Genomic DNA, 22262 nt, shown 5'->3' on the forward strand with positions numbered 1-22262 from the left:
GGAAATGTCTTATATTTCTCGTGATCAAAATCTTTGTTTTCTTCATGAGCATATACTAGCTCTTTTTGGTCTAATCAATATCTTCCCATCTACAGCCTATGGCATAGCTGATAAGTTCTTTTAGGTATCCTCCCTGAATCGTTTTTCAAGCTTTTCTTCAGAATAGCCTGTCCCATAACGATACGTCGGGTTGACAAAGAGCGTAATTTCCTCTTCCGGCACATCTGGAGCCAATTCTTACTGCAAGCCATAGACTTCTATTAAAAGACGGTTATTTTCTTCTTCCAGTTCTTTCATCGTAGCAATACAATCTTTACATTGTTTTTTCCAATTTGAATAACTTTCATGTACGGTTGTTCCTTTCAAGGTGTTTGTAAGTATAGGAAATTCCTCAAAAACCCATGAAGTTTCAAAAAAAATCCAATCTTGCTGGCTATAATGTATTGCTTCAATTACTAAATTATTGATATTAATACCTAAGTTGAGCGATTTGTATTTGCTAAAAAGACTTAAAACCCACTTAAAAGGCAATAGCAATTTGTTATAATACATTTTCAAGAAAACAAAATCCATCACCCATTAAGTGAGGAGAGTATTATGAAGAAAAATGTATTTAAAAGCAAGTGCAAGATTAACAAAATCGGAGTAACAAATGACACATTAACCGGCAGGCATGTTCACTCTCATATGCTCGTTGATCTGGCTGTAGACCGTAAGGTTGAAAATATGCGACTTACAGATAATGGTTATTTTCTAGACCCGCTAAAAAAAGACCTTGAGCATGTTCTTATGAAAGTTGGTCTTGGCACAATCTCAGATATCAGGCCGGTAACGGAAGGATACGGAAAAGAAATCTCAAAGTACTCTATGAAATTTGGCCTTGATATTGAGGATGACAGGCTAAAAGAGATTATTGTTGATATGAAGGGTAAAAGAATGGTTACAAAGTTTGGAAACTGCTTTGGACGTAAAAAAGAGGACGATACAGATGGCACAAGCAGCAATAAAATGGATGAACTCACACCTGAAGAGGAAGATCAATATGAGACATTAGTAACTATAGAAGAAGTCGTTCACAAGAGTTTTCAGAAGTCAGGTGTTAACAGTAAATTGGTCAGATATGCTCTTGAAGCAGTAAGGATTGGATTGATTGAAATAGTATCTAATGAAATGATAATTCGTAAGTCTCAAGAGGCTTTTTTACATGTGGATTTGGTAACTACCTGAGCCGGTTATATTTTTTTAGTTTTATGAAAGGTGGTGTATATGGATTTTACTGGAACGATATTTAATGTAAGTGCTGTAAGTGATGAAATAAAAAATGGAAAGATTATAGTTTTATAACCCTGTTTTCTATAAGTCAATTAACCAGGTATAGTGTGCCTCCATTATAGCTGGCTCAATTCTGGATGTTTACCTTGTTATGACTTTTGTAGAAAGTTCAGAAACAAATTCTCATCGCTTCTCTTTTTGACTTTTATCTTTTTTCATTGCATATTGCCAAGCAGATGCTCTTTAGTTTTATTAAATAGAAATTGCGCCTGAATGTTTTGTCGTTGCTATTTGCTTCTGTTGTAAAAGAGCCAATACAGCATAAAACATTGCATAATACATCCTATTCATTACCGCGCGCATGCTCATGCCTTCTTTTAGAAGTACCTCTGCTTCCTTCAAGGATTCGTCAGCCTCTTTCAACCGGTACTGTATAAGCGCTTTTATATCTTTCATACGGCAATTCCTTCATGATAGACTTTTCTAATGAAGACCGATTTCCGTATAGGACTGTTTTTTATAGCATCTATACTTATAGCAACAGGCATAACAACAATATCTTCTGGAAAGCCTGCTTCCCATGCGCAGTCGCTAATATATCTTTCTATCAAATGGTCAAGATCGTTTACAACAACAACAAGAACATCAAGGTCCGATTCGGCAACAGCATCACCCCTGGCACGAGAGCCGAATACCCGAAGTTCATGTACTTTTACTTTCTGTGATACAAGTTCTCTAAATTTTTCAACTATTTCCAGATCCTTTTTCTTTATCGTTCTTTCCATGTTTCATATGATAACAATATTATAAAATTTTTTAACTAAAAAGTTTTCTCCGCACTCATATGTAACCGTATTCCACCTTCAATTAAATCATACCGAACATTCCTTAGTTTATCATAAGGAAAAAAATGTCTTTTTTCTGTCTGTTATTAAAGTTTGTAATATTTTGTTCCTTTGGTTGAAAATTCAAAATCACCACTCTTGTCTGCCGAATCAATGCCATACATAATGAGCTTGTATTGAACTCATCATTCTCCAGTTTTTCTAAGATGGATTGCCTCGTTTCATCAATAAAGTGGTTATGACCCTGATCACTCCTCTAAGAGTGATAGAGCCTCAAAGAACATAGAGTTTCATTTACTTTCCCCGGTTGTAATTATACAGGCGTATTCTACATTTTTCTTTATCCTTTGTGCGCTTCGCGTCTTCGAGTGAAACTACATTAGATAAGTTTGCTGAGTACGTAATAAAGGCGGTACGACGTTCAAATTCGATCGGCAAGAGCTTTACCTATAAGTATTATTCCGTTGATGAATGCTTTAAGACAAAAAGAATAAAACAGGATCACAAGGTCTTTGGAATGTACCGTTCAATGATAATAGGTGAGGGTGAAAAAATCAAAAGCATTCCATTTAAACATATTCTGATTTTTGTTGGTTTGGTATTATGTGCCTTGTCCTCGGGGCCTTTTGTCCGGGGAAAGTCCTCGGCGTTTTTTGTCCGGGGAGGATTAACCTTCTGCTTTGGCTTCATAAAAATCTTTCACAATATGAATAAACACAATATTCGGACTTCTGCTACTGTTATTGATGATGTTCAGGTATCCCGACTTTAGGAAGGTTACAGAAATATGTGGCCAGAGATGAGATAATAAATGCTGTTGAAAAAGAAACAGGTAGCAGTATTGAAGCGATAAAAGAAGAGAGGGGAGATAAAAGGCATATAACAATGGATTTGTTATATAGGATAGGTGGGCTCAAGGGACGGGAAATAGGAGATATATTTGATATCGACTACAGCACGGTAAGTGTGAGTAGAAAGAGATTGAGGAATAAGATTCAAAAAGATAGAGATCTCAAAAGACTTCTATCTCGTATAGAAGCGAAACTATCAATGATAAAAATTGACCCTTAGTTACCTTTAATATTTTTATTGATTTCAGTTCTTTATTAATCTATGATTTTGAAAGTCAGAAAATTATATTAATTATGATATTTGAAATTTTATATTAGCAGATAGAATGAATTAATGCCTAAAGTATTCGAATGGAAAGGATGCAGGTTTCATTTTTTCTCAAATGAAGGAGTTCCACTTGAGGCAATTCATATTCATGTTCGCAAAGGACCAAACAGAGCAAAATTCTGGATTGAACCTATCATATCTTTAGCCAGTAACTACGGATTTAACAGTAAAGAATTGAATGAGTTTAAAAGTAATATAGAAGAAAACAAAAATATGATTAAGGATAAATGGAATGAGCACTTTAACATTTGAAGCTTCTGCAAAAAAGGTATGGTTTGATAATGAAAATATGTGGGTTGGTCTCATGGATGGAAGGCAACTATCAATTCCACTTGTATATTTTCCTCGTTTACTTAATGCAACGCCAGAACAAAGAGGCAAATATGAAATGAGTGGTGGTGGGACAGGACTCCACTGGGAAGAGATTGATGAGGATATTAGCGTTTCAGGACTATTGTTAGGTTATAAAGACCTGACATATTACAAAAATAAGATTTAAAAAAGTGTTGGCCAAACCTTCATAATCTTCCATCACTACTCTAATTTACACACGTTATTAATACTCTCTACCCTCTTTGATTTGTCAATAGGTTAGTTTGTCCCTGCTCACTTCTTGCACCTTACCTGTAGACCCATTTTAGCTCTTATTTAACGCTTTGAGTGGTATACAGGACACAGGGTTGAGATCGATTACATCAAGCTTGAAAAAATTGAAAAATGACAAATATAGCCACAGATAGAAACTAATGACTACTGACTACTGACAAATAACAATTGACCAAAATAAGCCTTTATCTTTAGTCACTTTAGTTCACTTCACACTTCCTGCCCGAAAGGCTAGTCAGGCGGGTAGGCACTTCTTCTTAACGTTATTGACGGTCACTATATTGTTCAGACTCCTAAAGGATTAAAAAAAGTGAAGATTGCTTGTACTGATAAAAAAAATATAAGTGATGATATAAAAATTGAAAATTTATAGTTGTTAAAGTTGGTTTCTACATTTAAATAAAAACAATTTTTTTCAATAGATTAGGCTTGATCCTGATCTATGCTCATTTTATTTTGATTTAATAATATCCGATGCAATGGTTTGCACTGGTATAAAGGAAACTCGATCACCAATTTTTAAATTGCCTCCAAATGATTCCGAAACAAATTCTTTTTTTGAAAGAAGATCGGTGATAACAACAATATCGTCGTCAACTTCTATTATCACGCCATCCAATCTAGGCTCTTTGTTTAAATAATCTAGTTGATCTCTTGTTATTTTTGTTACTTGTGATATCCATTCTCCCGTAGTACGATCTCTACTAGTACAAATTCTCTTTGTATCCTTTAAATGATGAGTCTGTATATCCATTGAAATGCAAAATGGGTATGTAAATTCGTATATAGTTCCACGAGTACCTCTTCCAATTTCAGCAATTTTTACTATATTTAATTCTTCATTTTTTGCATGTAACGAATTAACCAATCCCGTTAAATTTGGTAATCTAAATCTATATGTAATTTGTTTTCGGCAAGCTTTTGCTAAAGAAGTTGCAATTTCTTTTTCGGTTAAATCATAGCTAGAAAATAAATTATTTGAGAACTCACTTATTATTTCATAAATATCATTTTTATCAAATAAATGATCAGCTCTCCATCTATTTGATGTTAAGCATTTATCCATTAGGCTTGTAAAGCGTCTTGATGAGCCGTCTGATGCGTAGATTAATTGTTCTAAACTATCTTCTTCGCCCGAGTCTTTTAGATTAATTATGCTATCAACCGTGGAGGGATTTAATTTGTTTTGTGAAACAATTTTTAAATATTTGTTAACCAATTCAATACAATAATTTCTATAAGCTTGATATTCTTCTTCATTTTTTATGTTGTAATCTAAATTAATAACAGTACCAAATCTTTCCTCGTTTAGTATATCAGACATGTCATTAGGATACACCGCGATTCGAGTGAAAAAGGGGCCACTATTGCGAATTGAGTTCATCCATCTTAAAAACCCATTTACTGAATCCATAAAAAATTCTTTAGGGAATACAGGCGCGACTTCATCAATTAATAATAGAACATGAGTGAAATAGTTGGACATATGTTCTTTTATTGCAACGCCTAATTTCCATATGAGGCTACCCTCCTGGTTTTTTAATACGTTTAGCTTTTGTTTTAATTTAAATAATGAATTTTTAAACTCTAATGAATTAAGTGCATTATTCTTATCATTAAGGCATTTTATGACAGACTCAAAGATTAATTTTTCTGCTGATTCTATTAATGCTATTGATGAGCTTTTCCATTCAGAATTATGAATTAAGGAGATATTTACTAATACTGGAAATGATTCACTTACCTTTTTATTTGCAAAATTCTCATCAAAATTAACTTGACCTAACACGTCTAAATATCTTAGGAGCATTGTCTTGCCTGAGCCACGACTTCCCCTTATTATTGCATCTCCTGTAGGTCTAACTGCTCCTTTATTTCGTCCCTCACTAGACACAAATAACTTAATGATTTGACTTGCGGATATTTTTTCGGCATTGCTAATTGTAAATGGGTTACTTTTGATACTATACTTCTTTAATAAAGATAGATCCTCTGAATTATTTGCGGAAAAATCATTAAAATTGATTATCTTGGGCAAGTCAAAATACATGGGGTTGTTTCGAAAGGAAACATCTTCAGTCCACGCACCTAACCCGAATTTTGTTCTTTTGGTTGGGCTATATGATCTCCAAAATGATTCGATTTTTTTATTATGGGAGTCGATAACATGTACGGTGTATTGATTAGGTATGCCATCCTCACGCTGAGCTTTATCAACGCCTGCAGACCCGGCGCCTGAGTAAATTATAGTTTTTTCCTCTTGTGTAACCAATTTGCATTTATTTGCATGTATATGCCCGGTTAGTGCGATGCTATAACCATTTTCTATTAATATTGTTTCAATCTCATCGGAATTTCTAATAATAGACGGAATACTTGTTGCGCCAGGTTCAATTCTATGGTGAGAAATACAAATTTTTGTATAATCAGAACAATCGGAATTTTGGTACAGTTTTAAGGTCTCCAATAATTTTGTTTTATCAATATATCCAATATGAGTTTCGTGGTCTTCAATTTCACAACTATTCAATAGCAATATCTCTACCCCAATTCTATGGTCAAAATACCTTTCATATTTGTCAGATTGTAATTGAGATTGGGTATTGCATATCGTTGAAGTAAATTTATTGTAATTGTTATATTTCAAATTCGAATCGCCTACTTCGCTTGCAACTACTGAAAGTTTCCAGTTTATGTCATGGTTTCCTGGTACACACAAAATTGATCTTTGATCCACCGCTATTTTTTTAGACAATAAATCTATTGCCTTAATTGCTTCATTGAATTCATCGGCATGTCCAGTTTCAGTAATATCGCCTGTTAACAACAAATAAAGTGTTTGAAAATTGAATTTTTCAGATAAATAATTAATATCAATTGAAAGGGCATCGTAAATATTTGAAGGGTTACCGAATCGATGCTTGCTTCCGAATTGTAAATCTGATAACTGTATGATTCCAAACCTGTTCATTATATTCTCCTATTACCAAGTTGCCTAATTAATCGATTTTTTAGAACGCATAATGTTTAGTTAACTAATGCAGTATTTTAGCACTTGACAGGGGCCTACTAATGAGTGACCCTAACTTTTGTTATTCTCTTTCTATGTTTATGTCTTGTCCCTATTTGTTCTACATATACTCTTAATAGTACTCCTTAATATAAGCATAAGCCCGGTCAAACAGTAGTTGATCCTTGTGAAGCTTATACTTCAAAAGTGCCTTCCTTAATGACTTCTGCACCTCTCGTTCTCCTGAAGTTGTCTTCTGCCAACCGGGGAAACGCACAACTCTTACGATGGCATCAATATCAGCAACTATTCGTTCTACTACAGCAGGTGTCTGATCCGTCTTTATCTCCAAAAACAGTTCCGTTAATGCTGTCTGTGGTGACTTTTCTTGTGAGTCTTGTTCGCCCTCCTTTTCGGCCTTGACAGTCTCTTTTGCAAGTTTACAGAGTTCTCTTACAAACTCTATAGATGTTATCAAGCCCTTTTCCGCCTTATCCCGAAGCTCTTCCAGGCGTTCACTGAGTTTTTTGAATTTCGGGTCGTCTGCGTGTTTCTTAAAGCGTTTGATCATTTCCTTCTCAAGTTCTTTGACATTTTCAGGATCCGGATTGTTAAATATATCTTCAATAACATCTGCATCTAAAACAAACTCCTCCAACGTATGCACTTCTCTTACATGGACATTATCATGTATCAATTTTGTGGTTTGGGCGCCCAGAGTAAACCATAACAGTTTTCCAATGTTGTCTGATGCCGGTTTTACCGATTCATACACCTGGGACAACCAGCGATAATCTTGAGAATAGATATCTAATATTCGATCCGGTGATAATGATTCCCATAATCTTGTCAGGTATTTATAATCTCTGGCAAACACATCTCTCTTCTCATTGGTATAAATCGCATTTTGTGCTGCTTCCAGCCCTTCAAACCCTTCCACAGTTTTATCGACTCCGATAAAATGAGAAAGGGCATCTTTCAATGCCTGTGGTAATTTGTCTCGTAGCTCTGACAGGTTTGTTATCACCTTATTGATACTCTTATCATCAAATTGCAGCGCTTTGGCCGCGTCATCAAACACACCAAAATAGTCTACTACTCTTCCAAATGATTTTTGTGGGTACAATCTGTTTGTACGGCAAATTGCCTGCAGGAGTGTATGGTCCTTCAGTGATTTATCAAGATACATAGTCTGCAATATGGGGGCATCGAAGCCCGTTAAAAGCTTGGCGGTAACTATAATAAACTTTAATGGTGACTCTCCGTCATTAAAAGAGTCTACAATTTTTTCCTGCTCGCTCTTATCAATTCCCCACTTCTGTTTGAACTCCAACTCATCATTTGCTGATGTTGAGATAACCACCCTGCTTGCATCTTCCGGGAAATGCTTATCCATCTCCTTTTTGTATTGCACACAGGCGTGGCGGTCAGGTGTGACAACCAGGGCCTTTAGTCCCTGTGGTTCAACCTTCTCTCTGAAATGTGTGGCGATATCTAACACGATCCTTTCCACTCGTTCGGGAGACTTCAGGAAGGCCGCCATTTTTGCAGATTTTTTATTCAGTTCATCCGCTTCCTCATCGGTAAGCGCAGACTCCTCTTTAAACTCCTCAAATGCCTTATCAATCGATTCCGTATCTACGTGCACATCGACAAGACGAGGCTCAAAGTGGAGAGGTAGTGTCGCACCATCTCGAATTGATTCATGAAAGGTATAGCGAGCCATATACCTATCAGGATCATCTTCTGCCCCAAAGGCCCAGAAGGTGTTCTTATCCGCTCTGTTTACCGGTGTTCCAGTCAGGCCAAAGAGGAAGGCATTGGGCAGGGCCGCCCGCATTTGACGACCTAGATCACCCTCCTGTGTGCGATGTGCCTCATCAACTAAAACAATGATGTTTTCTCTGGTGTTCATATCCGGTTTTGCATCACGAAATTTATGGATCATTGATATGATGATCTTACGGGTATCCCGTTCCAGAAGGGTTTGTAATTCGTTGATATTGTCCGTTGTCTCAACATTGGGCACATCTGCGGCATTGAAGGTACCTGTTATTTGAGTATCCAGATCTGTTCGATCCACAAGGACAATAACGGTCGGGCTTTTAAGTTCCGGTGATCTACGAAGCTTCTGCACCGCAAACACCATGAGCAGGGATTTGCCGGAACCCTGAAAATGCCATATTAACCCTTTTTTGACTATTCCCTCTTTAACACGCTCAACAATTTTATTGGCACCTTCATACTGCTGAAAACGACAGATAACCTTAATGCGCTGCTTCTTTTTATTGGTGGTGAAGAGTGAAAAGCTCTGCATGATGTCGAGCAACCGCTCTGGGCTCATCAGATCAGAGAGCTCCTTACCAATCTCAGATAGCCCCAGTGCCTGGGCAATGGATCTACTCCTGTCTGTAATACGCCAGGGAGCCCACTGTTCCAGGGGGCAGCGAACCGCGCCAAAGAACAGCTCCTTTCCCTCTGTCGCGAATGAGAAAACGTTGGGTACAAAGAGTTGGGGCACCGCGTTTTCATAGATGTCGTGTACCTCATGAGCCCCGTCCAGCCAGCTTACAGAGGGACGAATTGGCGTCTTCGCCTCTCCTATTACGACTGGTATTCCATTTATAAGCAGTACGACATCAGGGATCTTTGTTTCCCTGTGGTGAACGCGGAACTGATTGGTAACTACATACCTGTTATTCTCTAAATCTTCAAAATCAATTAATCGTACCGGCACATGACGACTGTTTTCACCAAATGGCATTGTTTTTTCACCAGTGAGCCATTTATAGAACTCTTCATTTGCCTTTACCAGACCAACCTGATTTACCGAGATCAGGATAGCCCGTAGTTTGTAGATCACCTCATCAGCCAGTTCCGGGTTTTGGCCAATCTCAGAGTTTAGTTTAATGAGCGCTTCTTTTAAGTCCGATTCAACTAAGACTTCATTGACACCACGCTTTAAATCTTGAGCTGACCGAAACTTCCATTCTGCACCATAAGAAGCAAGTGGCTCTGATGTTTTATCACTACTATTTAGATTTACTCCACTGAGCTGGTGTATTATGTAGTGTTCTACGCTATTGAGTTCTGTAAATGTCATGATTAGAATATCTGGTTTATTAGGGTTTTTTGTAAAGATTTGGAAGTATTGATTTTGGATTCAATGAAACAAATAGAATTATTAATTTTTTCTACATTATTAGCTATTTCTAATTGTTTGATTAGTGGTGGCATCGGCATTCTAAATAATCGAATTTCTTCAAGATGAAGATTGGTTATAGTTCCTTGCTTTGATCTTCTATAAATTTCCTTTTTTATATGAACAGAATCAAGTAACAACTTTAAATAACTAATGTTGAGATCTTTCTTGTTTTTAATCCTAAGAAGAGCTAAGGATACAAATACTGAAAATTCCCAATCCCAATCAATAATTTTAGAAATACCAATCGTCCCATTTTTTGAATATAATATGTCACCTTTTTGAGGGTTACATCTTTTTATTAATTGGTTATGTTCTTCCCTAGAGATAAATTTTATTTTCTTGAAATCAATATTTGAACATTGTATATCAGTTACTCTTAAAAATGGCATACCTTTATTTGTGTATTTGGGGGTAAAATGAGTCCCATCCTTCACAGATACAATGTCATCCATGTTCAATACCTTCCAACCTAATGGAATCAAACCAATTTTAGTTTTTTGAAGTCCCTTATCATTCAAATGTTTACCATGAATTACGCCTTCCACAAAACCATTAAGTAAATTTTTTGTTTTTTCCAACACCTCCAACTCTTTCTCAATCACCTCATCCATTGCCCAGAGAAGTTCCGCCAGTTGGGCTTGTTGGTCTTTGGGGGGAAGGTAGTATTCTTGCTTTTTCAATGTTCCCCAATTTATCGTAGGAGAAAGAGAACCTACTGAGATATCAACTGCCCTATGCATAAACAAATCAGAATGCAAAAAAAATGGAAAAAGTTTTGGTTCAATTATCTCTGGGTTTGCTCTAAGTACCATTGAATGTGCGGAACAAAACCCCTCTTTAGTAACTATGGATGCTTTTCTCTGATAAGCACGCCTCTTGCCAAAAATCACATCTCCAGGATAGCATTTTAATTTTTGACCCTTTACATCGTCTCTTGTTCCATTTCGTCTAATGTGGATTGATTCCGGATCAAGGTGTTCCAATCCTATATACATTTCTAGATCAGTATTATTTGGATCAATGCGTTCCGTAATGCTTTTGGCAATTTCATCAAAACGATATGATTGCCAATTGGTCTTGTCTAAATTTTTCAAATCAATTTTTTTTATTGGCATATGCCTACCTTAACCCAGTAGCATTCCGTTAGGTTTTTGCATGTTCAAATTAATGCCCCAAAACTGTCATTCCCGCATTCTTTTAGCGGGAATCCAGGATGAACGAGTCACTTAGATACCCGATAAAGGATTTCGGGTATGACAAAAGAGGCACGCGCAAAAACCTAACCGAAAGCGCTGACCTTAATTCAAAACCTTAAACAATTTGTCCATACTATTTTTAAGTTCAATAGATGAGTTCTCCCAATTCTGTAAGGCATCATCTAAAGAGACTTGATCTGTATCGGTATTGACATTACTCACATAAAGTGGCATATTTAAACTAGCATTGTGTTCCAGGATCTCTTTAATATCAACTACCTTACAAAAACCATCTTCATCCTTAAAGTTTTTATATGCGTTATAGATTCGTTTAATATGTATATCTTCTAAAAAAGCAATATTTTTTTCCTGTTTGACTTCTTTGACCGCATTGATTATTAACACCTTACCTCTCTTCTTTTTCTCTTTATTTGTCTTCGTAATCAACAAACACGCTTCCATGGGAGAGTTGTAAAACAGATTAGGCCCTAATCCGATGACACACTCCACTAAATCAAGCTCAATCATCTTTCGTCGCATACCAGCCTCAGCATCACGAAACAGAATCCCATGAGGCCATAAAGAGATAGAACGCCCATTGTTCTCATCCAGACTCTTCTGCATATGCTGTTGGAACGCGTAATCCGCACACCCCTGCGGAGGAGCACCCCAGAGATTTCTACCAAAGGGGTCATTCTCAAAACCCTTCCTGTCCCAGGCCTTAATTGAGTATGGGGGATTTGCAAGAATCACATTAAATTTTTTGATCTCATCATTTTCAATAAAGGCAGGACTTGTCAGTGTATTGCCCCGGACAATACTGAACTCCTCTATACCATGCATAAACATGTTCATCCGTGCGATAGCAGAGGTTATCAGATTAATCTCCTGTCCGTAGAGTTTCAGTGTGCGGTACTCCCTGCCTTCCTCCTTCAGGTGCAACGCGCAATTAAGCAGCAGGCCTCCGGAACCACATGTGGGATCGTAGACACTTTCACCCGGTTGAGGGTCCATGATCATGGTCATCAATTTTACCACAGTACGGTTGGTATAAAACTCCGCTGCCGTATGACCACTGTCATCAGCAAACTCCTTAATAAGATATTCATAGGCATTACCCAATTGGTCATCGGGTACTGTTGATAAATTGAGCTTGTGCTGTGAGTAATGTTCTATCAGATTGGTCAGGATTTCGTCTGAAAGACGATTTTTGTTTGTCCAGCTTGCATCGCCAAAAATACCAAAAAGGGTTTCAGGATTTGCCTTTTCAATTGCCCGCATAGCATTCTGCAGAGCCATTCCTACATTTACTGTAGTTTCACGCACAACGTTCCAATGGGCATTTTCAGGAACCTGAAAGTGGTGATTTTCTGCAAATGTCGCATACTCAATATCACCGTCACTTTCGGCAAGGGCATTCTCAAACTCTTCATCATAGACGTCACAGATACGCTTAAAAAAGAGTAGGGGAAAGATGTATTGTTTATAATCACCGGCATCAATGGTACCACGCAAAGCGGTGGCCGCGCCCCAGAGATATTTCTCTAATTCCTGTTGGGTCATTTAATAAATCCCTTTAAGATTGCCTTAAATTTCTCTTCCGCTCTCAAACTCTCATTCCAGGCGTTCTTCAGATCACTCATCGCCTCTTCTACCGAAGGCAGGTTATCTTCAATGATTTTCTCTACATAAAGAGGAATATTAAGATTGTAATCGTTTTCACGGATATCATCAATAGTTGCGATTTTTACATAATTTTCAACATCAACATATGCATTAAACCACTCAAATATTTGTTTAACATTTTCCGGTTCTAAATAGTTTTGAGCTCGTCCGACTCTTATCTGATCAGAAGCATCAACAAATAAAACCCTGCCTCTCTTTGCCGCAACTTTATTTTCTTTAAATACCATCACACAGGCAGCTAATTGGGTTCCATAAAAGACATTTGGTCCCAAACCAATTACCGCCTCCAACAGGTCCTCTCCCAGGAGCGCTTTTCTGATTTTACCTTCAGCGCCTTTACGAAAGAGAGCGCCATGAGGAAGGACTACGGTCATTCTGCCTGTATCGTTCATGGATGTGACCATGTGTTGTACCCAGGCCATATCTCCATTTCCTCTGGGTGGAACACCGGCAATGTTTCTACCGTAAGGGTCATTTGCCCAGTTTTCCGCTCCCCAATCTTTTAAGGAAAACGGAGGATTTGCGATGACACAATCGAAGGTCTGCAGACCATCAGCTTCAAAGAAAGCAGGGCTGCGAAGCGTATCCCCACGGTATATCTTAAAATCTTCTATACCATGCAGAAACATATTCATTCTTGCTATAGAACTTGAAGTCAGGTTCTTTTCCTGACCATAGAGTTTAAGTGTACGATAATCTTCTTTATTCTCTTTCAGATGGTCAACACATTCAAGAAGCATCCCTCCTGTGCCGCACGCTGGATCATAAACACTTTCACCCTCTTTAGGATCTAATATCAAACCAAGTAGATGAACCACAGAGCGGGGTGTATAAAATTCGCCGGCCTTTTTATTAGTTAGATCAGCAAAATGTTTGATCAGATATTCATAAGCCTGTCCCAGCATATCCGGATTTACATTTCTGTTGCCAATGGTATATTGTGAAAAATGTTCAATCAAATCTATGAGCAGTTTATCAGATAGCTTATTCTTATTACTCCATTGGGCATCACCAAAAATCCCATAAAGAAAATCCTGATTTGCTTTTTCAATACTACGTAACGCTTTTTCAATTGCCAACCCAACGTTAACCGTAGTTTCCCGTACATCCTTCCAATGACACCCTTCCGGTACTTCAAAACGGTGCATTTCAGGCAGAGACGCGAATTCCTCATCCCCGTCCGACTCCTCTAACGCCTGTCTAAATTCCTCATCATATACGTCAGAGATTCTTTTAAAAAATAATAGGGGAAATATATAAACCTTAAAATCAGAAGCATCAACCGGTCCTTTTAAGATCCAGGCCGCTTTTGATAAATACTGCTCAAGTTGTGATAGTGATATTTCTTTACTCATTAGTTTTTTTCATCTGTCCAGATCGTCTCTTCCAATCATCATTAACTTCTTTTATTTTTTGAGATGAAATTTTAGTAGATTGCAACTGTAGAAACTACAACTTCCAATAGTAATTCTTGATCTTTTGTCCCATCAATTTCCTTCTCTCTTGCAGAAACTCGTCATAGTGCTCTATGTTTTTGTTTTCCATTTCATCAGGTACACAGTGTGTTTTGAAATTTTCTCTCATTTCTTCTATATCTGTAATTGCACCATAAGCAGTTGAGCCATTGTTACAGTGATCTATGAGTTTTGAAAAATATTCTGATGGGGCTTTATCTCCAATTGCAATATTTATTTCACTTTGCATCATGACATAGTTTGCAATCTGATTGTATCTGCCTCGTGTAAGTCCATTTTTTTTGAGATAGTTTTTAGGGAAAAGGTGATGAACATCCCCTCTATGAGTAATCAGGTCTCTAACGGTTATCTCTTTTGATAAGAAACCCTTGTCATTAGCATGAACCTGAGAAGCCAGATATACCTTAAAATAAGGACTACTCGCAACTGATGTATTCATCTGTTGTGGTAATCCTGCATCCCAGAAAGCATCTGATAATTCAGCGGCTTCTACGTTTTCCAGATATTTTGAAACACCAATTTCACCAATCTGCTTTATGTCAAAGTCAAATGATGATTCAGGTGAACCAGAATAGCGTCCTGTCAGCACTGACATTACAAGCCATTTGCGAACGTTAGTTTCGATTGTAGCCGGTTCGATTTTATTAGCCCTCTGAACTAGATATACAATGTAGGCGAAATTAATAGCATTTTGTGAGCGAATCATACTTGATTCAACAAAACCAGCAGAACGGAGAATCATAACGAACCGTTTAAAGTCCGTTTCATTCATAAACTTGAAAAGTCCTTCTTCAAGTTGTTTAAATGATTGTTCTGCAATTTCTTCTTCATACACCCTGGTCTCAAAGTTTCTACCGGACAAAAGCGCTACTAAATCCTGAAGGCGGCCTCGCTTAAATTCTGAGGTAAATGCTACACGTAGCATATCTGTATAGGAAGGATCATAAAGATCGTCATTCTCTGATCTTAACCATGACATTTTTTTGAAATATTCAGTTGAAGAGAACCCTTTATCTACTTCGGCAAGTTGCTGAAAGAATTCTGGTGCAACTGCTAGATGACAAAAATAGTCAATGCATTTGCGCATTTTATTGCCATTGTATGTTTCATTAGCAGCAATTTTTGACATGGCAAAGTCTGCCTGACTGAGAACGGCTCCTTGAGAATTTATCCTAATAAATATTTCTGTAACAGTCTCGATGTCCAAATCTGAATTTAACTCAATAAGCCCAATATGGTTATTTACAATTCCACGCAATAACTCAATACTTTTAAAGATCTCGTCCTGGTTACTACCTTCATTTTTCTCACAATATTCATTTACAACCTTAAGAAGACTAACATCTTGCGAAAGGATATCTGAGATATTAGCAATCCATGTTTTATCTTTCTTTATGGCTGGATTAGTAACTTCAAATTTTCTCTCTTTCGGATTAAATGCGATGGATATATTGACCCTTTTATAGTCTTTGTTAATAACTCTTGCACCAAGTAGTGATGCCATAAGTGCGGTTACTCTTTGTTGGCCGTCAATTAATACTCTTTTACCCTCAGATGAAGTGCCATCCTTTAGCTTTACCGATGGATTTCGCCAGGCAATTAAGTAGCCTATCGGATATCCCTCATATAATGAATCTATCAAATCTCTGACTTTTGTTGCATCCCAGACAAACGGACGCTGGATTTCAGGGATTGCAATTTCTCCAGACGAAATCCATGTAAGTAATGTTTGAATCGGATGCTGATTAACAGAGTATTGTTGAATTGACATTTATTTTCCTCTTTTTACATATGTAAATTCGTGAAATTGAAGAATAAAGAATCAAACCTAATGGGTTGTCTAATTTTTCATTAGATTCTGTATAGTTACGGATTCTATCGTATAACGGAATTGTTTCAAGTGTTTTCTTTTCAATCACATAGCGGTATAGTATCTTTCATGTGAAGGTATCATGAGGCTATAGAATACTTAATATCAAAATCGTTTTTTTTATTATTCAATATTTACGGGGGGATAAGTAATTAACAACATATAAGTTTTTTGTGTTTTTAGAATCCATCTATCTTTATTATGTTAATATGTTTTATTATCAATTTAATGCAGGGAGATACTATGAAGAATACAACTACAAATAATAGTATATCAGGAATGTACTATTGGTGGGCACAATCAGCCCTGGTTGATGTATTAACTCGCAAATTCCGTAATCAAACACCAAAAATAGAGGATTCGTTTCATATGTTGAGAGATAGCACCGCATGTCTGTTTTTATCTGAACTAATTAGTTTCGTCATTTTTCATTGACAGCTTGCTGTTCTTCAATCAGTTGAATTTCTCGTTTTAGTTCTGTTTTCAATTCTTCCTCTGTGGGAAGAACCAGACGATATTTCGAAGCAAAAAGCTGCTCACTGTCCTTTAAGACAGAATACCTGACAACAGTATCTTCTTTGTCGCTGCAAAGGATTATTCCAATAGTTGGATTGTCATCCTCACTTCGCTTTAGATCATCAAACATACGGACATACATATCCATCTGACCAATATTCTGATGAGTTAATTTGCCGGTTTTTAAATCGATAATCACAAAACATTTAAGAATGTAATTATAAAAAACCAGATCAATATAAAAATGGGATGTTTCAGTACTTATTCTAAATTGGCGTGCTACAAATGAAAAACCTTTGCCGACTTCTAAAAGAAATGCCTGAAGATTATTGATGATGTTTTTTTCAAGTGTTGATTCCTTTAATTCTTCATTTTCCGGTAAATTGAGAAATTCCAGTACATAAGGGTCTTTAATGAAATCACGAGCATTTTCATTTTCAACAAGTGATTCATTTTCTTTGTCTGATGATGAGAGCAGTCTTTCGTAATAGTGAGAATTGATATTTCTTTGAAGCTGCCGTACACTCCATCCTTGAGACTTTGATTCCTTTAGATAGTATTCACGGGCTTTGAGATTGTCAATGCGCATAATCAGACGAATATGTGACCAACTCAATTCTCTACACAGTGTGTAGAGTTTTTCGTTACTTGGAAAAACAAGATAAAACTGTCGAAAATTCCATAGGTTGGCGACAGAAAATCCTTTTCCAAACTCGGTATTAAGAGCGATAGACAGGTTTTTAATAAGATTAGCGCCATAATCAGCTCTTTCCTTACCCTTTTGCTCTTCGTCTATAATTCTTCTACCAATACTCCAGTAAGCTTCAACCATTGCGTAATTAACGGCAGAGTAGGCTTTGTTTCTTGCTTGTTGCAGAATAGCGCGGATATCGTTATAGAATGAATTATCAATCTCTTTCATATCAATTTCCGATTTTATAGTATATCTGAATTGTTTCAAGTGTATTATTTTCAATCACATAGCTGTATAGTATCTTTTATGTAGCTGTATAGTATCTTTTATGCAAAGCAGTGTTACTTCTTTTTGATGGGGCAGATTATTTAATTAAAAAAAGATAATTTTTGAAGAAAACTATTCTTATTAATATCACAAAGAATGGTGAACAGAGAACCGTGCCTCTTAATAAGAACGCATTAAGTGTTCTTGAAAAGAAGTTTAAAGTCAAGAGCCTGAAAATTGACTATGTGTTTCTCAACAGATATGGTTGGAAAGTCAATCATAACAGTCTCAGGAACGTCTTTCATAAATTAATACGAGAGGCAGGAATTGACAACTTCAGACTGCATGATTTGAGGCATACCTTTGCAACACGCATGGCGCAAAAGGGAATCGATATCTATAAGATATCAAAATTATTAAGTCACAAAGATATTAAGATGACTCAGCGTTATGCTGTCATTGTCCTGATAGCTTGAGAGAAGGTGTTGAAATTTTAGAAACTGACTACAATCTGACTATACACGGCGAAAATGAAATTTTGGCAGAATTGTAAAGTATTATTTGTCAGCAACTTACAACTCTGTTGATACTTATGTGTGCATGTGTATCAATTATCATTTTAGCCTTTGAGCTGGATCTGAAAAATGTAAGATTCAGGTCCGGAACTTACCATCCATTATCAACTCGCGATAACATAGACAATAAAAGTGGTTTTTGAAAGAAGTTACTATTGCCTGTAAAATTAATTACGTCCACCCAATCTTGATAGCTTCTTGTTATATTACCGATTTTCAGGCAAGTACATTAAATATTTTTTTTGTCAGGAATAAACCCAAAACTACCTGCCCAGTGAATGAATTATTACCTTAATACTCATCAGCGGTAAATGCGCCTTTAAAAAATTCAATTTCTGGTTTGTTATCGTTTTCTTTGAAAAAAACAGAAACAACATCAAAACGGCAATCTGTATCTTCGATTTTATTTACCACAAGGTAATTCTGCGCGGTACGAATTATTCTTTTTCTTTTCTCTTTCGTTACTGCCAACTCGGGTGGGCCATAATTCTCTGTCCGGCGCGTCTTTACTTCAACGAAGCTGATAGCACCTTTGTCATAAGCGATAATATCAATCTCTCCGTATCTGCTTACATAATTCCGTTTCAGTATCTTGCAGCCTCTTTTTATCAAAAGCTTTCCTGCCAGGGCTTCACCCTTTTTGCAAAGTTCACCAAGACCCAGTAGACGGTTATTCATCCTTATTTTTTGCTTTGGCTTTCGGGGCCTTTTCTGCCTTTGTTGTTTCCGCCGGGGCCTCTTCCGTTTTAGCAGGTTCATCTGCCACCACTACAGGGACAGTATTCTCAGCAGCACTTGTTTTCTTTACTCTTCTGCGAATCTCCTTCAATCTCGCACTCTTCCCTTTTCTATCACGCAGGTAATACAATTTTGCGCGTCTTATCTTATGGCTCTTTTTTACTACTATGTCTACTATGTTTGGAGAATGCAGAGGAAATACACGCTCGACACCCTCTCCCTGCACTACCCTTCTTACAGTAAATGTCACTCTGTTGCCACTGCCTTTTTTAGAGATAACAGTCCCATTGAAAATCTGAATTCGTTCTTTTTCGCCCTCAACTGTCTTAACGTGTACATCAACCAGATCACCAACCTTAAACTGTGGTACTTTCTCCTTCATATTTTCTTTTTCAATTTCTGCAACTATATTCATAATTCTCACTCTCCTTTGTGTTAAGTATTATCTATGTTATTTTGTTTTATCTTTCAATAAATCAGGTCTTCTCTCCTGTGTTCTCAAAATGGCGTTTTCCGTTTTCCACTCTTCTATCTTTGAATGATGACCGGACTTCAAAACCTCAGGAACTTTCATTCCCCTGAACTCCGCAGGTCTCGTATACTGAGGATATTCCAGAGTCTTATTCACAAATGACTCATCTTGTAACGAATTATCTCCACCCAGGACCCCTGGAACTAATCTCGTAACCGAGTCAATTACAACCATTGCCGGAATCTCTCCGCCAGTAAGTACATAATCACCTATAGAAATTTCAATAGCACCTATCCCGGATCTGATTCTTTCGTCAAACCCCTCGTAGCGTCCGCATATTATCATTAAGCGGGCCTTTTTCGACAACTCACCAGCAATTTCCTGATTAAACGTCTCTCCCTGGGGTGTCAGCAATATCTTTGTCGCCGCTGCATCATCAAGTATCTCAACCGCCTCAACCGCATTAAATACAGGCTCGGGCGTCATAACCATACCGGCGCCTCCCCCGTATGGTTTATCATCTACACACCTGTGTTTATCATTAGAATAATCTCTGATATTGTGCAGATGAAAACTCACAAGCTCCTTTTCGCGAGCAATCTTCAAAATGCTTTCCCCCAGTACATTCTGAAACATTTCAGGAAACAGGGTCAAGATATCTATTCGCATAAGCAACCAGCTAAATATTCTTTATGATTTAATTCCTATTTTGTTCTTTTTAAGAATGCTGGCAACTGTCTCTGTTGGTTGAGCACCCACACTAAGCCAGTATTCGATCCTTTCTCTCTTCAATACGACCTTCTTGTCCTCATCTTTTTCCATAGGATCATAAGTCCCTAACTGCTCAATACTTCTTCCATCTCGCTCTTCCCTCGCATCAAACGCACAAAGCCTGAAAAAAGCCCTGTTTCTTCGCCCCATTCTCTTTAATCTTAATTTTACCATATACAAACTCTCCTTTATTGTACTATTGTTTTAATAAATCTAACCTGATAATACCTGATACTCACTTCTTTTTTCTTTTTACCTTCTTTCGCTTACTCCTGATCTTTCTTGGAAGTCTCATGGCATCAGTCGGCAGTCCTTCCCCTCCCTGAAAGCTTTTTGGGTCTATATCACCAAGTGACCTGAACATTTTCTTCATTTGCTTGAATTGCTTAAGCAGCTGGCTTACATCCTGTGAGTTTGTTCCGCTTCCACGAGATATTCTATGTCTCCTGCTACCCTCAATTTTTTCAGGGTTCATTCGCTCTTCAAGTGTCATTGACCGAATAATCGCCTCAACCCTTTTCAGTTGATTCTCATCAACATCCATCCCCTTCATCTTTTTGCCCATTCCAGGAATCATACCGAGTATATCTTTCATTGGCCCCATTTTCCTTACCTGCTGTAACTGGTTGAGAAAATCGTCAAGTGTCAGTGTATTATCTTTAATCTTTTTTTCTAGTTTTTCAGCCTCTTTCTCATCAATAGCCAACTGGGCTTTTTCAACCAGAGAAACAACGTCACCCATTCCAAGAATTCTGGAAGCCATGCGGTCCGGATGAAATTCCTCAAGCTTGTCAAGCTTCTCACCAAGCCCTACAAATTTTATAGGTTTACCGGTAACGGCTTTGATTGATAGTGCGGCGCCACCCCTGGTATCACCATCCAATTTTGTTAAAATTACACCATCAAAATTAAGTTGCGAATGGAACTCTTTTGCGCTGTTAACAGCGTCCTGACCGGTCATAGAATCACAAACAAAGAAGATCTGTGTTGGTTTTATCTGTTTCTTAATCTGATTCAATTCCAACATCAACTCTTCATCAACATGCAATCTGCCAGCAGTATCCAGAATGACTACATTATGCTTGTCAAGAAACGCACGCTTCATCGCCCATTTGCATATCTTAAGGGGATTAGAACCTTTTTCAGAATATACCGGGATATTAAGCTGCCGCCCAATCACCTTCAACTGCTCAATAGCAGCCGGTCTCTGAACATCAGCAGCTACGAGTAACGGACTTTTGCCTTTTGACAAAATCATATTTGCAAGCTTACCTGCCGTTGTCGTCTTTCCGCTTCCCTGTAGCCCGGCAAGCATGATGACAGTAATGTCCCCGTCTACATACTTTATGGTAGAGTCACCAGGGCCCATAAGATTTGCCATCTCGGTTTGTACTATTTTTACTATCTGCTGGCCCGGTGTAACACTTTTAAGAACTTCCTCGCCGACTGCCTTTTCTGTAACCTTTTTTATGAAATCCTTTACGACCTTATAATTTGTATCCGCTTCCAGGAGCGCGACCCTGACTTCACGCAAACCATCTTGTATGTTTTGCTCGCTCAGCCTGCCCCTGCCGCGCATTTTATTAAATATTGTCTCGAAATTACCGGTAATTGATTCAAACATTTTTATGTATTCCCGTTATTTCTTATCCGTATATCTATCAAAAAGTCGATACACCAGCCCTACATACCTCTTTAAGCAGATTTTCCCGCTTAAAAACAGTAATTAGATGACTGTACTAGAAATGTACTAAAGCTCAGTGTGGTAAAACCTCGTGATTGCAACAGGAAATATATGTAACCACCAATATAAAAACCAGTTACGTTTTTTGTCAAATCAGACATATTTCACATATATCTATACCTGTTGCCTGCTTATCAGCTG

General features: G+C 37.4%; 21 protein-coding genes and 1 pseudogene. 6 read left to right on the forward strand and 16 right to left on the reverse strand.

Translation table 11 applies throughout. The annotated features are described in order from the left end of the window. Positions 1 to 120: 120 nt before the first annotated feature. Together SCALIN_RS23020 and SCALIN_RS04145 are read right to left on the reverse strand one after the other, a co-directional pair. Positions 121 to 234 carry a BREX-1 system adenine-specific DNA-methyltransferase PglX gene (locus SCALIN_RS23020; protein ID WP_230406551.1) on the reverse strand — a complete coding sequence of 38 codons (114 nt, stop codon included), beginning with the start codon at positions 232 to 234 and terminating at the stop codon, positions 121 to 123. A gap of 3 nt (positions 235 to 237) precedes the next feature. Beyond that, positions 238 to 552 (reverse strand): hypothetical protein, encoded by a 315-nt coding sequence (locus SCALIN_RS04145; RefSeq protein WP_162532139.1) that lies wholly within the window; start codon positions 550 to 552, stop codon positions 238 to 240. A gap of 45 nt (positions 553 to 597) precedes the next feature. Here SCALIN_RS04145 and SCALIN_RS04150 point away from each other — a divergent pair, with 45 nt between their 5' ends. Beyond that, the gene (locus SCALIN_RS04150; protein ID WP_096892991.1) at positions 598 to 1227 is read left to right on the forward strand and encodes a hypothetical protein; all 630 of its coding nucleotides are present in this window, start codon (positions 598 to 600) and stop codon (positions 1225 to 1227) included. Positions 1228 to 1524: 297 nt separating this feature from the next. Here the strand turns inward: SCALIN_RS04150 and SCALIN_RS04155 are convergent, their stop codons facing one another. Both SCALIN_RS04155 and SCALIN_RS04160 read right to left on the reverse strand, forming a co-directional pair. After that, positions 1525 to 1728, reverse strand: a complete 204-nt coding sequence (locus SCALIN_RS04155) for a HEPN domain-containing protein (RefSeq protein WP_096892992.1) — start codon at positions 1726 to 1728, stop codon at positions 1525 to 1527. Further along, positions 1725 to 2057 (reverse strand): nucleotidyltransferase domain-containing protein, encoded by a 333-nt coding sequence (locus SCALIN_RS04160; RefSeq protein ID WP_096892993.1) that lies wholly within the window; start codon positions 2055 to 2057, stop codon positions 1725 to 1727. The genes SCALIN_RS04155 and SCALIN_RS04160 overlap by 4 nt, the downstream gene beginning before the upstream one ends. A gap of 849 nt (positions 2058 to 2906) precedes the next feature. Here SCALIN_RS04160 and SCALIN_RS04170 point away from each other — a divergent pair. The 3 genes from SCALIN_RS04170 (at position 2907) to SCALIN_RS04180 (ending at position 3795) form a co-directional block, all read left to right on the forward strand. After that, entirely contained in the window at positions 2907 to 3188 is a 282-nt protein-coding gene (locus SCALIN_RS04170) for a hypothetical protein (protein ID WP_096892995.1), read from the forward strand. Between the two features lie 114 nt (positions 3189 to 3302). Beyond that, the gene (locus SCALIN_RS04175) at positions 3303 to 3548 is read left to right on the forward strand and encodes a DUF4160 domain-containing protein (protein WP_096892996.1); all 246 of its coding nucleotides are present in this window, start codon (positions 3303 to 3305) and stop codon (positions 3546 to 3548) included. Next, positions 3529 to 3795, forward strand: a complete 267-nt coding sequence (locus tag SCALIN_RS04180; RefSeq protein ID WP_096892997.1) for a DUF2442 domain-containing protein — start codon at positions 3529 to 3531, stop codon at positions 3793 to 3795. Before SCALIN_RS04175 ends, SCALIN_RS04180 begins: the two co-directional genes overlap by 20 nt. Before the next feature lie 558 nt (positions 3796 to 4353). On the opposite strand, the gene SCALIN_RS04185 is transcribed toward SCALIN_RS04180, so the two are convergent. The 6 genes from SCALIN_RS04185 to SCALIN_RS04210 all read right to left on the reverse strand — a co-directional run bounded on the left by SCALIN_RS04185 (position 4354) and on the right by SCALIN_RS04210 (position 16245). Next, positions 4354 to 6873 carry a metallophosphoesterase family protein gene (locus SCALIN_RS04185; protein WP_096892998.1) on the reverse strand — a complete coding sequence of 840 codons (2520 nt, stop codon included), beginning with the start codon at positions 6871 to 6873 and terminating at the stop codon, positions 4354 to 4356. A gap of 172 nt (positions 6874 to 7045) precedes the next feature. Then, positions 7046 to 10015, reverse strand: coding sequence for a type I restriction endonuclease subunit R (locus SCALIN_RS04190; RefSeq protein WP_096892999.1), 2970 nt, complete (start codon positions 10013 to 10015; stop codon positions 7046 to 7048). A gap of 2 nt (positions 10016 to 10017) precedes the next feature. Next, on the reverse strand, positions 10018 to 11232 hold the full coding sequence (locus SCALIN_RS04195) for a restriction endonuclease subunit S (RefSeq protein WP_096893000.1): 1215 nt from the start codon (positions 11230 to 11232) through the stop codon (positions 10018 to 10020). Positions 11233 to 11415: 183 nt separating this feature from the next. Continuing rightward, positions 11416 to 12876, reverse strand: coding sequence for a type I restriction-modification system subunit M (locus SCALIN_RS04200; RefSeq protein ID WP_096893001.1), 1461 nt, complete (start codon positions 12874 to 12876; stop codon positions 11416 to 11418). Further along, the gene (locus SCALIN_RS04205) at positions 12873 to 14354 is read right to left on the reverse strand and encodes a type I restriction-modification system subunit M (RefSeq protein ID WP_096893002.1); all 1482 of its coding nucleotides are present in this window, start codon (positions 14352 to 14354) and stop codon (positions 12873 to 12875) included. Before SCALIN_RS04205 ends, SCALIN_RS04200 begins: the two co-directional genes overlap by 4 nt. Positions 14355 to 14448: 94 nt before the next feature. Next, positions 14449 to 16245 carry a GmrSD restriction endonuclease domain-containing protein gene (locus SCALIN_RS04210; RefSeq protein WP_096893003.1) on the reverse strand — a complete coding sequence of 599 codons (1797 nt, stop codon included), beginning with the start codon at positions 16243 to 16245 and terminating at the stop codon, positions 14449 to 14451. 342 nt (positions 16246 to 16587) lie between these two features. On the opposite strand from SCALIN_RS04210, the gene SCALIN_RS04215 reads away from it, so the two are divergent. Further along, entirely contained in the window at positions 16588 to 16779 is a 192-nt protein-coding gene (locus SCALIN_RS04215; protein ID WP_096893004.1) for a hypothetical protein, read from the forward strand. Here SCALIN_RS04215 and SCALIN_RS04220 read toward each other — a convergent pair. Further along, positions 16766 to 17782 (reverse strand): PDDEXK nuclease domain-containing protein, encoded by a 1017-nt coding sequence (locus tag SCALIN_RS04220; RefSeq protein WP_096893053.1) that lies wholly within the window; start codon positions 17780 to 17782, stop codon positions 16766 to 16768. The genes SCALIN_RS04215 and SCALIN_RS04220 overlap by 14 nt on opposite strands. A gap of 161 nt (positions 17783 to 17943) precedes the next feature. Here SCALIN_RS04220 and SCALIN_RS04225 point away from each other — a divergent pair, with 161 nt between their 5' ends. Next, positions 17944 to 18297, forward strand: a complete 354-nt coding sequence (locus SCALIN_RS04225; protein ID WP_096893005.1) for a site-specific integrase — start codon at positions 17944 to 17946, stop codon at positions 18295 to 18297. 390 nt (positions 18298 to 18687) lie between these two features. Here SCALIN_RS04225 and SCALIN_RS04230 read toward each other — a convergent pair whose 3' ends face one another. The 5 genes and pseudogenes from SCALIN_RS04230 to ffh all read right to left on the reverse strand — a co-directional run bounded on the left by SCALIN_RS04230 (position 18688) and on the right by ffh (position 22001). Then, complete coding sequence (locus SCALIN_RS04230) at positions 18688 to 19074, reverse strand: YraN family protein (protein WP_096893006.1); 387 nt, start codon at positions 19072 to 19074, stop codon at positions 18688 to 18690. A 127-nt stretch (positions 19075 to 19201) separates the two neighbouring features. Then, positions 19202 to 19549, reverse strand: a pseudogene (gene rplS, locus SCALIN_RS04235) (50S ribosomal protein L19); the annotation flags it as partial. A gap of 36 nt (positions 19550 to 19585) precedes the next feature. Beyond that, complete coding sequence (gene trmD, locus SCALIN_RS04240; RefSeq protein ID WP_096893008.1) at positions 19586 to 20275, reverse strand: tRNA (guanosine(37)-N1)-methyltransferase TrmD; 690 nt, start codon at positions 20273 to 20275, stop codon at positions 19586 to 19588. Positions 20276 to 20296: 21 nt separating this feature from the next. After that, positions 20297 to 20551, reverse strand: a complete 255-nt coding sequence (gene rpsP, locus SCALIN_RS04245; RefSeq protein ID WP_096893009.1) for a 30S ribosomal protein S16 — start codon at positions 20549 to 20551, stop codon at positions 20297 to 20299. A 61-nt stretch (positions 20552 to 20612) separates the two neighbouring features. Beyond that, a complete protein-coding gene (ffh, locus tag SCALIN_RS04250) occupies positions 20613 to 22001 on the reverse strand; it encodes a signal recognition particle protein (RefSeq protein WP_096893010.1) in 1389 nt (462 codons plus the stop codon). Positions 22002 to 22262 lie beyond the last annotated feature (261 nt).

Source organism: Candidatus Scalindua japonica (assembly GCF_002443295.1).
In the GTDB taxonomy this organism is placed as follows: domain Bacteria; phylum Planctomycetota; class Brocadiia; order Brocadiales; family Scalinduaceae; genus Scalindua; species Scalindua japonica.

What these genes read in the sequence shown, in the direction of transcription:
- SCALIN_RS04210 (WP_096893003.1), bottom strand. Translation starts at nt 16,245, where the DNA reads ATGTCAATTCAACAATACTCTGTTAATCAGCATCCGATTCAAACATTA.
- SCALIN_RS04205 (WP_096893002.1), bottom strand. Translation starts at nt 14,354, where the DNA reads ATGAGTAAAGAAATATCACTATCACAACTTGAGCAGTATTTATCAAAA.
- SCALIN_RS04220 (WP_096893053.1), bottom strand. Translation starts at nt 17,782, where the DNA reads ATGAAAGAGATTGATAATTCATTCTATAACGATATCCGCGCTATTCTG.
- SCALIN_RS04150 (WP_096892991.1), top strand. Translation starts at nt 598, where the DNA reads ATGAAGAAAAATGTATTTAAAAGCAAGTGCAAGATTAACAAAATCGGA.
- SCALIN_RS04190 (WP_096892999.1), bottom strand. Translation starts at nt 10,015, where the DNA reads ATGACATTTACAGAACTCAATAGCGTAGAACACTACATAATACACCAG.
- SCALIN_RS04160 (WP_096892993.1), bottom strand. Translation starts at nt 2,057, where the DNA reads ATGGAAAGAACGATAAAGAAAAAGGATCTGGAAATAGTTGAAAAATTT.
- SCALIN_RS04200 (WP_096893001.1), bottom strand. Translation starts at nt 12,876, where the DNA reads ATGACCCAACAGGAATTAGAGAAATATCTCTGGGGCGCGGCCACCGCT.
- ffh (WP_096893010.1), bottom strand. Translation starts at nt 22,001, where the DNA reads ATGTTTGAATCAATTACCGGTAATTTCGAGACAATATTTAATAAAATG.
- SCALIN_RS04145 (WP_162532139.1), bottom strand. Translation starts at nt 552, where the DNA reads ATGTATTATAACAAATTGCTATTGCCTTTTAAGTGGGTTTTAAGTCTT.
- SCALIN_RS04215 (WP_096893004.1), top strand. Translation starts at nt 16,588, where the DNA reads ATGAAGAATACAACTACAAATAATAGTATATCAGGAATGTACTATTGG.
- SCALIN_RS04195 (WP_096893000.1), bottom strand. Translation starts at nt 11,232, where the DNA reads ATGCCAATAAAAAAAATTGATTTGAAAAATTTAGACAAGACCAATTGG.
- SCALIN_RS04180 (WP_096892997.1), top strand. Translation starts at nt 3,529, where the DNA reads ATGAGCACTTTAACATTTGAAGCTTCTGCAAAAAAGGTATGGTTTGAT.
- SCALIN_RS04230 (WP_096893006.1), bottom strand. Translation starts at nt 19,074, where the DNA reads ATGAATAACCGTCTACTGGGTCTTGGTGAACTTTGCAAAAAGGGTGAA.
- SCALIN_RS04175 (WP_096892996.1), top strand. Translation starts at nt 3,303, where the DNA reads ATGCCTAAAGTATTCGAATGGAAAGGATGCAGGTTTCATTTTTTCTCA.
- SCALIN_RS04185 (WP_096892998.1), bottom strand. Translation starts at nt 6,873, where the DNA reads ATGAACAGGTTTGGAATCATACAGTTATCAGATTTACAATTCGGAAGC.
- rpsP (WP_096893009.1), bottom strand. Translation starts at nt 20,551, where the DNA reads ATGGTAAAATTAAGATTAAAGAGAATGGGGCGAAGAAACAGGGCTTTT.
- trmD (WP_096893008.1), bottom strand. Translation starts at nt 20,275, where the DNA reads ATGCGAATAGATATCTTGACCCTGTTTCCTGAAATGTTTCAGAATGTA.
- SCALIN_RS04155 (WP_096892992.1), bottom strand. Translation starts at nt 1,728, where the DNA reads ATGAAAGATATAAAAGCGCTTATACAGTACCGGTTGAAAGAGGCTGAC.